The following is a 10,900-nucleotide window of genomic DNA, read 5'->3' on the forward strand; positions in this document are numbered from 1 at the left end:
TTTTTATTTACTAAAGTATCGCATTACATACTGCACTACTCGTAAAACAATCGCAATGCCTCCCAGAATGAGAAACCATGTCCGGTCGCCGCGTAGGGCAAAAAAGCAGATAACAGCGCCTATGGCCAATACCATAAATAATAAGGTAAACAACTCGTCTAACCGGCTTCCTCGTCTCATTGTATAAAGGGTTTATGCGTTGATGATTTTGTCTTTTAGTGCTTGGAGTATTTCATCCGGAGTAAAGATAATTCCTCCGAGACGGCCATAGTGTTCCACTTTTATTTTGCCATTGACAGCCAGGCGGATGTCTTCCACCATTTGTCCGGCATTCAATTCAACGGAGAGCATTCCTTTCACCTTGTCAGCATAGGTTGCAATGGCTTGCGTTGGGAAAGGCCATAGGGTGATAGGACGCAAGAGACCGAGCTTGATACCCTCTTCGCGTGCCAGTTCCACTACCTTTTGACAGATACGTGCTGAAGAACCGAAGGCAACCAACAGGTATTCGGCATCATCGCACATAAACTCCTCATAGCGTACTTCGTTCTCTTCAATCTTCTTGTATTTCGCCTGGAAACGATTGTTGTTCTCTTCCATCACTGCCGGGTCGAGTTCCAATGAGGTAATCACATTGGGCTTACGGTCTGCCGGTTTGCCTTGAGAGGCCCAGGGGCATTCTTTGCGTAGTTCTTCTTCCGTACGACGTTTTTGGTATGGAGGCAGTGTTACTTTTTCCATCATCTGTCCAACGATACCGTCTGCCAGAATCATTACCGGATTGGAATATTTGAAGGCCAGGTCAAAGCCTAAGGTAACGAAATCAGCCATTTCCTGTACGGAAGAGGGAGCCAGCGTGATCAGGCGATAGTCGCCGTGTCCGCCCCCTTTTACCGTTTGGAAATAATCTGCCTGACTAGGCTGGATAGTTCCCAGACCGGGACCGCCACGCATCACATTAACAATTAAACAGGGCAGGTCGGCACCCGCCAGGTAAGAGATACCTTCCAGTTTCAGGCTGATACCCGGACTGGAAGAAGAGGTCATCACCCGTTTTCCGGTGGCAGCGCCTCCGTAGACCATATTGATAGCAGCTACTTCGCTCTCTGCCTGTAAAACCACCATGCCGGTTGTTTCCCAAGGCATCTCTGCCATCAATGTTTCCAAAATCTCCGATTGAGGAGTGATGGGGTAGCCAAAATAACCATCGGCGCCCGAACGAATCGCCGCATGGGCAATTGCTTCGTTCCCCTTTAATAGTTTTATTTCTTCTGACATTATACTTTAGCTTTATAGATCGTTAAACAACCATCAGGGCATACCAATCCGCAGTTGGCACAACCGATGCAATTATCCGGGTTTTTCATGTAAACATAATGATACCCTTTGTTATTCACTTCGCGCGGATGAAGCTCGAGCGTGTCCGTCGGGCAGGCAACCACGCATAGGTCGCATCCCTTGCAGCGCTCGGTGTTTACAACCACCGCTCCTCTTATTTTTGCCATAACTCGATAAATTTAAATATGTTTTTTGTCGATTACAAACGATTGAACAAAGGTAATCATTTTTGTAGGAAACAACATTAAATCTTGTAGAAAGTCGTATAATTTTGAAAAAAATCGCCCGGCGAACTATCATTTTGTCAAAAATAATCGAATGTTACTCTGTATTTCAAGGCTTTTTTGCTTGGTTTTTGGGTGAAAATATTCTTTGGTGTGTCGTTTTGTAAGGTCGGCGGCGTGTGGTGATCCACTTTTCACCCTGTTTATGCGTGTGGGGCAGGCTGATACACAAATTATTGCATCATCGTCGTGAAGAATGGGAGGGAGGCGACTTTATGGTGCTGTGGTAAAAGCATACACGTTTCCTCCGAAATCGACAGCAAATAGGGCATTACCGGAAATAGCTACCGATCCTAAGATGGGAGCTCCCGCAACATGTTTCCATACTACTTCGCCACTTTCTTTGTTGATCCCATACAGGCAACCGTCGGATGCACCGAAATATATTATCTCTCCGGAAAGAACGGAACTGCTTTCCACATCTGCCAAGGGGTCATGTAGCGGGGACGTTATGGGTGTTAGTGTCTGTCCGGTTGGTACCTTCCATACAACTTCAAGTGTTTCTCTGTCAATCCCGATCAATCCCTCAGTGGCCGAACCGAAAACAATCAGTTTGTCGGTCATCAGTGGGGTAGAGGAGGTCTTTAGACTGAAAGGATATTCTTTGCGCACTACGATACGACCTGTTTCCGGTTGTATAACAAACAGGGATTGACCGGAAAGGAGGTATAACAAACCGTGATATAAAGCGGGTGAAGAACCACGGTGGATTAGTTCCGCCCGGTCTGTATGCCATTTGAACTCGCCGGTTAGAATATCGTTACCATAAAGACCTTGTGATTGCGAGAAGCTGACCAGCATTCCTTCTGTGACAACAGGGGTTGCAGCGGTGGCTTCGCCCTGATTCCAGCCACTGTTTTGCCAGATCACATCGCCCGATTTAGCGTCTAAGGCACAGAGAGCAAGACCACTTCCGGCATATACCACGCCGTTGGAAACGACAAGACCGTCGATCAGTGGCGACTCCTCGTTCACATGCAGTTGCCTTCCCCAGCACAGGCTGCCATCGCTTGCTTTGATGGCAAAAAGACTGCCTTGTTCGGTTTGGGCATATACGATCCCGTTTTCAGCTACGATGCTGTTCCGTATCGCATTGTTTACCGGGTATTTCCAAAGCAGATTACCGGTCTGGCTGTCTAAAGCATAGACCGCTCCCTTTCCTTTTCGTTCTTCATCAACGGAGGCAACAAATACTTTGTGCTGGTGAATGATCGGAGAGGTGAAGGATATATGGGCTCCGATATTATTTATCCAGGTCATTCTTAAGGGAGTGGTGAGGCTGATCTCGCTGATGCCCGTGTGTTGGGCATCACCCCGTAGGTTGATCCACTCCTTGTCCAGGTTGACGAGAGGTTTTCGGTTGTTGTAGGTAAACCGTCGCTCTTTTTCCATCTTTTCACCGTTTTTATAGGTAGCTGTCACCCGGATGATGATCGATTTGCCATAGGGTCGATTGGTTAAATAGAGCATATCACTCCATGTCCAGTCGCTCTTACGTATTAGTTTTTTATTATTGATAAGCCGCTTGCCATCCACAAGACAGCTATATTTTACCTCTTTGGCCTGGGAAGCAGGATGGTAGATATTGACCACCACAGGAACCGCGCCGGACATCGTCACAGGAAATCCCTCCCCATCAGGCGAAGTAATCTCTATAGACCCCTTTTTATTCACATTCCCATAAAGACCTCCCGTGTCAGACGCACTCAACAACAGGCAACACACCACCCCAAAAAACAGCGCAATAAATGCTTTCCTCATAACCCAATACACTTTGATTCGTTGATCAAAGGTAGTGATTTTTTGGGAATAAGGTTTGTGTGTTTTGTGTTTCGATATGCCTCATTACTTTTTAGGGGAACTACAGTGTCTCAAAATTTTACTATTATTTAGAGTAGAAAAGTGGTGGATTGAGTTATTATCCCTATTTTTGAGTAAAAGGATTCAAATGATAGAATTTATTTTAAAAATAGTAGCAAATATTTTCGCTTGGGGGTTGATTATAGGTTATATAATATACCTATATCAAGCCTACAAGCGTGCAGTTAAATAACTCATATTTTTTCTTTATACGTTATTACTGACTGAAATTCATAAGCACTCTATTCGTGTAGCACTCTACATATATGTTTTTCGTATTCGCTCTCCGATAAAGAGTATTCAAGAAACGCATCTTTTCTCTTGACGCCACGTGCGATTGCACCATACACCCCCATTATGCGCAGGTCAAACTCGCTTATTTCGTGATCGATAAACTCAGAGTGCATTGCCGTTGTTAATTCTTCTTTCATGTTTCTAATGATACAAATGTTAAAACACCAAGCATACAGATAATTTGTATGCTTGATGCAAATCTAATATTTATTTTCCACTCTATTGTTTCTTCCTGTTGTGCATTGCTTTCAAAATCGTATCTTTGATGTATTACAGACAGCGAATGAGTTGCTTTACCGCAACGAATCCACAAAAATTAAAAAATCCCAAAATAAAAACTAAATAGGAGGAAATAAAAATGAAAACAAAAATGTATCTGATGATAGTAATGATGCTGTGTAGCGTTACTATCTCTGCTCAAACCAAGTTGGATTTCTCAAAGGGAAATCCGATGATCACGGTAGGAGGGAAGTATCTGATCTCAGAATCAGATTGGAAATCTCAGTCAAAATTTTATGTAGATTGTACCTCAGAGGTGCAATTTGAAATCGGATTTGAAAATTGGACAGAGAAAAATTCATGGGGAGCTCCCGCTGGAGCAGGGTTATCTCAGGAACAAAAACAAAAGCAATACGTTTCAGTAGGACAATCTGGACAATGGTCTAATTCTTATATTTATGGATTGAAGACTATTTTTATCCGGAGAATCACGACTAGATCGACTCTGACTGTCGGATCTACAACCAAACCCATCACAGAGTGGAGTGGGGAGATCAAGGTCAAGAAAGCAGAAAACGTTCTCCTGAAAATAGAAGAGTTTTTTGCCTCTTCCAACGCTATCACAAAAGATGGCGAAGAAGTAGGAGGCAATAAAGCCCAGTACGTTTTGACAGGCAAAGGAAAAACTCAGTATGTCCTGTACACATTGGACAATATTGAAAATGATCTCTATGAATTATCTTTACCTCTTCTCAATTTCTCTGATGAGGAAGGAGGAGGAGAAGAAGATACTCCACCAAAGATCACCAAAGATCCTTCTCCTCTCTCTCTAGTAGAGGGGGAAGAATTATTGCTCTCTGTGGAGGCAACAGGAAAGAACCTCACTTATCAGTGGCACAAAGATGGAAAGAAAGTGACAGGAGCTACCAGCTCCGTTTATAAAGTCACGGCACTACCGTCTCATACAGGAAGATATTCCTGTACGGTGTCAAATCACAAAGGAAGTGTCACTTCCAAGGAAGTGATGGTTACGGTTACTCCTAGGCCAGAGGAGAAATGCAAAATCATTGTGACCTCTTCTCCCGGCGGCTCTATTTCTCCCTCAGGAGAAGTGGTTGTCTCCAAGGGGGAAACCCTTACATTTATACTCTCTCCCCAGGAGGGATATGAAGTAGAAAAAGTAAATCTCTTGGGCACGGATTATTTAGTGGAAGGAAATACCTTCAACACTCCCCCTATACAGGAAGGGGGACTGATGGTAGCTTATTTTAAGGCTACCTTGGTGGGAAATGAAGAAATCCAAGACACGGGTATTGAAATATATACCAGTGAGGGAATATTGATGATTTCTTCACCTCTTCCTATCATAGGAGGAGTGTATAATCTCCAAGGACAGATAATAACAAGTTTTTCTGGGACAGAAACACAAATCCCACTGAATAGAGGGATATACATTGTACGAGTCCCTCAAAAAATAACAAAAAAGATTTTAGTAAAATAAAATCAAATCTGTCTAAGAAGCCGTGCGGTACTCCGTATCGGCTTTTTTTAATTTTTAAAATACCTATTTTTATCATAAAAAAACATCTAGAATGCTGATTCTAGATGTAGATAGTAGTAAAATAGTCTGACTATGGGGTAGCAGCTCTACCTCCTGTCCAGTCAGGTTCATAGTTGTTGTGCATTGCTTTCAAAATCGTATCTTTGATGTATTACAGACAGTCTCTTGTTTTGATAGTTCTCGCATCCGCATGTTGTGCATTGCTTTCAAAATCGTATCTTTGATGTATTACAGACAGTGATGGATATCACAGAGGCTTTGTGTTGCGCGTTGTGCATTGCTTTCAAAATCGTATCTTTGATGTATTACAGACAGCGAATGAGTTGCTTTACCGCAACGAATCCACAAAAATTAAAAAAAATCCCAAAATAAAAACAAATAAAATAGGAGGAAATAAAAATGAAAACAAAAATGTATCTGATGATAGTAATGATGCTGTGTAGCGTTACTATCTCTGCTCAAACCAAGTTGGATTTTTCAAAGGGAAATCCGATGATCACGGTAGGAGGGAAGTATCTGATCTCAGAATCAGATTGGAAATCTCAGTCAAAATTTTATGTAGATTGTACCTCAGAGGTGCAATTTGAAATCGCTTTTGAAAATTGGACAGAGAAAAATTCATGGGGAGCTCCCGATGGGGCAGGATTATCTCTGGAACAAAAACAAAAGCAATACGTTTCAGTAGGACAATCTGGACGATGGTCTAATTCTTATCCCAATGTTGGAGGAATGAAAACTGTCTATATCCGTAGGATCACGACTAGATCAACTTTGACTGTTGGATCTACAACCAAACCCATCTCAGAATGGACTGGAGAGATCAAGGTCAAGAAAACAGAAAACGTTCTCCTGAAAATAGAAGAGTTTTTCGCCTCTTCCAACGCTATCACAAAAAATGGCGAAGAAATAGGAGGAAATAAACCCCAGTATACCTTGACGGGTAAAGGAAAAACTCAGTATGTCCTATACACGCTGGATAATATTGGGAACGACCTCTATGAGCTACCTTTACCTCTTCTCAATTTCTCTGATGAGGAAGGAGGAGGAGAAGAAGATACCCCACCAAAGATCACCAAAGATCCTTCTCCTCTCTCTCTAGTAGAGGGGGAAGAATTATTGCTCTCTGTGGAGGCAACAGGAAAAAACCTCACTTATCAGTGGCACAAAGATGGAAAGAAAGTGACAGGAGCTACCAGCTCCGTTTATAAAGTCACTGCACTACCGTCTCATACAGGAAGATATTCCTGTACGGTGTCAAATCACAAAGGAAGTGTCACTTCCTTGGAAGTGACAGTTACAGTGGCTTCTAGGCCAGAGGAGAAATGCAAAATCATTGTGACCTCTTCTCCCGGCGGCTCTATTTCTCCCTCAGGAGAAGTGGTTGTCTCCAAGGGGGAAACCCTTACATTTATACTCTCTCCCCAGGAGGGATATGAAGTAGAAAAAGTAAATCTCTTGGGCACGGATTATTTAGTGGAAGGAAATACCTTCAACACTCCCCCTATACAAGAAGGGGGACTGATGGTAGCTTATTTTAAGGCTACCTTGGTGGGAAATGAAGAAATCCAAGACACGGGTATTGAAATATATACCAGTGAGGGAATATTGATGATTTCTTCACCTCTTCCTATCACAGGAGGAGTGTATAATCTCCAAGGACAGCTATTAACAACCTTCTCTGGGACAGAAACACAAATCCCACTGAATAGAGGGATATACATTGTACGAGTCCCTCAAAAGATGGTAAAAAAGATTTTAGTAAAATAAAATCAAATCTATTTAAGAAGCCGTGCGGTACTCCGTATCGGCTTTTTTTTATTTTTTAAATACCTATTTTTATCATAAAAAAACATCTAGAATGCTGATTCTAGATGTAGATAGTAGTAAAATAGTCTGACTATGGGGTAGCAGCTCTACCTCCTGTCCAGTCAGGTTCATAGTTGTTGTGCATTGCTTTCAAAATCGTATCTTTGATGTATTACAGACAGTAAATGAAGATTGAGCATGAGTTTGCAGAGCGTTGTGCATTGCTTTCAAAATCGTATCTTTGATGTATTACAGACAGTATTGCTCGGCGATTTCTGCAATGTTCGCTTGTTGTGCATTGCTTTCAAAATCGTATCTTTGATGTATTACAGACAGTCTACTTTGCCGACCCTATTGCTAAGGTTTGTTGTGCATTGCTTTCAAAATCGTATCTTTGATGTATTACAGACAGTCTCTTGTTTTGATAGTTCTCGCATCCGCATGTTGTGCATTGCTTTCAAAATCGTATCTTTGATGTATTACAGACAGTGATGGATATCACAGAGGCTTTGTGTTGCGCGTTGTGCATTGCTTTCAAAATCGTATCTTTGATGTATACAGACAGTACATGATCGGGTTTCCTTCCAGGTCGTAAGTTGTGCATTGCTTTCAAAATCGTATCTTTGATGTATTACAGACAGTTCCTTATGATAATGATTTAGATAGAAAGTCGTTGTGCATTGCTTTCAAAATCGTATCTTTGATGTATTACAGACAGTAAGTGCGAAAAGATAAACCGGTGGGGATCTGTTGTGCATTGCTTTCAAAATCGTATCTTTGATGTATTACAGACAGTAGTTTGCTTTTCTTATCCTGTATTAGGTTAGTTGTGCATTGCTTTCAAAATCGTATCTTTGATGTATTACAGACAGTTCTGTTTTTGATAGTCAACTTTAAGGCTCTGTTGTGCATTGCTTTCAAAATCGTATCTTTGATGTATTACAGACAGTCCAGGGGCATCACAACGCTCACGCAGCGCAGTTGTGCATTGCTTTCAAAATCGTATCTTTGATGTATTACAGACAGTTAGTGGTGACAGGCTTTACGTTGTACTACTGTTGTGCATTGCTTTCAAAATCGTATCTTTGATGTATTACAGACAGTACAATCGTTATAGTAGCAAGACTGTCAATGTATTAAAGAAAATCTTAGGATAAAAAAATGAAAGGTCTGTAAAAAAAGAATTCCGCCATAAGGGCGGAATTCTTTTTTCTGTCAAAACAGTTCTAATTGTTGATAGGGAGTCGAAACTGCTTTTATTTTTTTGGCTTGAAACAACTCCATTTGCCCAAACTGCTTATCTGTAATACATAAAATGCCGATTTGCCCAAAAGGCGGTAAGTTGTCTTTCACTCGACGGATATGGACCTCCGCATTCTCACGACTGGCGCAATGGCGCAGGTAAATGGAGAACTGGAACATGGTAAAGCCATCGTTGAGCAATTTCTTACGAAAATCCGCATAAGCTTTACGTTCCTTTTTTGTCTCTGTTGGTAAATCAAAGAAAACTAAGACCCACATAATCCGATATTCACTAAAACGTTCCATTACCCAATAATTCAAAATGTAGGATAGGTTATTTTACGTGATTCGCCTAAAAAACATTTTGCCAGAGAAGCTGTCGTTTGACTGGCTGCAATCATCAAGGGACTCCGCTTCCCATTAATAATGACATCCAAAACGGGTACAGACAGTAATCTTGCTTTTACTTCTTGGGATAATGAGTTTATCTCATACCCACAATCTATAATTTCTATCACTAACCGATCGACATAAGGGCGGTAAGGCTCCATAATATCATCTGCCAGACAATAGGCATTATACCTGTTGTGGTGATGGATACCTAATGTCGGTAATAAGCCGCTGGAAACCAAGGAACGGGCAATTACTGCCCGCAGTATGGCATATCCATAATTCAATAGATTATTAGGCGGAATACCTTCTCGATCTCTGCGAAAATCCTCTATTGCAGGAAACATATTAGCCCAATAATAAGCTGCTGCTCTGCCTTCCAGATTATCACTGTCTCCGCTTTTTACCTGATTCACCCAAGCTTCCATGTTTTTGACGATAACGCCTCGGGATGTCCCTAGTACATAAGCTTGATTGGAAATTTTCGCTTGAATGGTTTGTTGCCATAACTGCTTCTTCAATGGGAGTGTGGCATCGATCTGTGCTCTGAAACGTTCGCTTTGAATGGAATTTCCATCCAAAGGAAGATGTAGGCCTATCGGCATCCGGTTACTACCGCAGCTAATAATCGCACAGTTGTTTGCCAATAGCGCCTCCATCAAACCATGTGTGATCGTTATCTGCTTATGATCCAAAACAACAACTCCGATATCCTCAATCGGAACCGTCCGAACAGCCTCTTGTTTAAATGATTCTGGCAAAGAATCATTTTTCTCCACTTCCGGTAAGCGAAGAACCAGCTGCTTGTTCTTCATGCTCAGATAGGCAGGGTTGCCGAAGTATAGTGTTTTTTTGATCATAACTAGATCATTTATTATTGATTGCCAATAGCGACTATTTCACCAATGTGATTGATTTTTACTTTTAGAGGAGCTAAGGCCATGAAAAATGCGACACTATTACTTCTGTAATAACGCTTTGCTTCTTTAGCACTTTCTACACTCTTAAGCTCTGAGTTTTTAGTCTCTAAATGATGCCGAAACCAATAGTCGCTATTTGATAAACTCCAAACAACATAAAGGTATTCACTCAATTTAGCGTAATCCTTATTTGATAACATTTCGTCAACCAACTGTTTGTCAGCCCCCAGTATTATCATTTCATTTTGCTGTAAACTCATCTCCAATGTCATATTGGCTGGTGGTAACTTTTCTAGAAAGGATTCGGGGTATGTTCCTTCTGATTGAGATAGAATAATATCCCATACGTCATTCGTGTTTTTGATAACTACAGGCAAATTGTATTTTTTTCGTTCTACCGCATGCCAAAAAGTACAAGCATGCTCCAATCTTTTCCCTGTAGAATCAATATATATTGCTATATGGTGGTTGTTGCCTGGTTTTACAAATCCAATATCTCTTCCTTCTTCATCTTTTTTTACCGGAACAACCGCTGATAATCCTGTATGACAGCGCACTGATCGAATAGGTCTGATTAATCCTTCGTCATCATACCATTTTATGATAGAATCACCTTTTTGAACATCTCTAAATGCCTCTTGAGGCTTGTTTCCAAATTTCTCCAATCGTTTGCGTAGAATGTCACGAACGTTATCGTCTAAGACATCTTTTGTTCTTGTAAAATTTGGAGTTATTTCATACTTTTTTACATATTCTTCTTTAAAACAACTTGCATATTCAAGTAATATCTTTTGATCGCTATCTAAATAAAGAGGCTGTTTTTTTATAGACGATAGTGCTTTTTTTGCATCGTCCTCATGTAGGCTTAAGCGTTCTTTTACTATTTTTTTTCACTACTAACCGACTAAAATTTTGAGTAAAGGGGCTTCCTCCTTTCGGATTCGCCCCTAATGTCGTAGATTTGTTGTACCACCAATAAATAAACG

General features: G+C 41.2%; 10 protein-coding genes and 1 CRISPR repeat array. Of the genes, 2 read left to right on the forward strand and 8 right to left on the reverse strand.

Features of this window, described 5'->3' with window-relative positions; translation table 11 throughout:
- Positions 1 to 3 precede the first annotated feature (3 nt).
- From M2134_RS08660 to M2134_RS08680, 5 genes are all read right to left on the reverse strand, one after another.
- Positions 4 to 180 carry a hypothetical protein gene (locus M2134_RS08660; protein WP_280750832.1) on the reverse strand — a complete coding sequence of 59 codons (177 nt, stop codon included), beginning with the start codon at positions 178 to 180 and terminating at the stop codon, positions 4 to 6.
- 12 nt (positions 181 to 192) lie between these two features.
- A complete protein-coding gene (locus M2134_RS08665; protein ID WP_280750831.1) occupies positions 193 to 1,278 on the reverse strand; it encodes a 3-methyl-2-oxobutanoate dehydrogenase subunit VorB in 1,086 nt (361 codons plus the stop codon).
- Positions 1,278 to 1,505, reverse strand: coding sequence for a 4Fe-4S binding protein (locus M2134_RS08670; RefSeq protein ID WP_280750830.1), 228 nt, complete (start codon positions 1,503 to 1,505; stop codon positions 1,278 to 1,280). Before M2134_RS08670 ends, M2134_RS08665 begins: the two co-directional genes overlap by 1 nt.
- Before the next feature lie 330 nt (positions 1,506 to 1,835).
- Positions 1,836 to 3,383 (reverse strand): PQQ-binding-like beta-propeller repeat protein, encoded by a 1,548-nt coding sequence (locus M2134_RS08675; RefSeq protein WP_280750829.1) that lies wholly within the window; start codon positions 3,381 to 3,383, stop codon positions 1,836 to 1,838.
- Between the two features lie 341 nt (positions 3,384 to 3,724).
- Positions 3,725 to 3,913, reverse strand: a complete 189-nt coding sequence (locus M2134_RS08680; protein WP_280750828.1) for a hypothetical protein — start codon at positions 3,911 to 3,913, stop codon at positions 3,725 to 3,727.
- A 221-nt stretch (positions 3,914 to 4,134) separates the two neighbouring features.
- Here M2134_RS08680 and M2134_RS08685 point away from each other — a divergent pair, with 221 nt between their 5' ends.
- On the forward strand, positions 4,135 to 5,496 hold the full coding sequence (locus M2134_RS08685) for an immunoglobulin domain-containing protein (RefSeq protein WP_280750827.1): 1,362 nt from the start codon (positions 4,135 to 4,137) through the stop codon (positions 5,494 to 5,496).
- A 459-nt stretch (positions 5,497 to 5,955) separates the two neighbouring features.
- Complete coding sequence (locus M2134_RS08690; RefSeq protein WP_280750826.1) at positions 5,956 to 7,323, forward strand: immunoglobulin domain-containing protein; 1,368 nt, start codon at positions 5,956 to 5,958, stop codon at positions 7,321 to 7,323.
- Positions 7,324 to 7,575: 252 nt separating this feature from the next.
- A CRISPR array of direct repeats spans positions 7,576 to 8,466; the repeat unit is 47 nt; unit sequence GTTGTGCATTGCTTTCAAAATCGTATCTTTGATGTATTACAGACAGT.
- A gap of 111 nt (positions 8,467 to 8,577) precedes the next feature.
- On the opposite strand, the gene cas2 is transcribed toward M2134_RS08690, so the two are convergent.
- The 3 genes from cas2 to M2134_RS08705 are packed head-to-tail and all read right to left on the reverse strand — an operon-like array spanning position 8,578 to position 10,579.
- On the reverse strand, positions 8,578 to 8,910 hold the full coding sequence (gene cas2 / locus M2134_RS08695; protein ID WP_280750825.1) for a CRISPR-associated endonuclease Cas2: 333 nt from the start codon (positions 8,908 to 8,910) through the stop codon (positions 8,578 to 8,580).
- Positions 8,911 to 8,921: 11 nt separating this feature from the next.
- Positions 8,922 to 9,854 carry a type II CRISPR-associated endonuclease Cas1 gene (cas1, locus tag M2134_RS08700; RefSeq protein WP_280750824.1) on the reverse strand — a complete coding sequence of 311 codons (933 nt, stop codon included), beginning with the start codon at positions 9,852 to 9,854 and terminating at the stop codon, positions 8,922 to 8,924.
- Between the two features lie 14 nt (positions 9,855 to 9,868).
- Entirely contained in the window at positions 9,869 to 10,579 is a 711-nt protein-coding gene (locus M2134_RS08705) for a hypothetical protein (protein ID WP_280750823.1), read from the reverse strand.
- Positions 10,580 to 10,900 lie beyond the last annotated feature (321 nt).

This window comes from Parabacteroides sp. PM6-13, assembly GCF_029892605.1.
GTDB lineage: Bacteria > Bacteroidota > Bacteroidia > Bacteroidales > Tannerellaceae > QVMG01.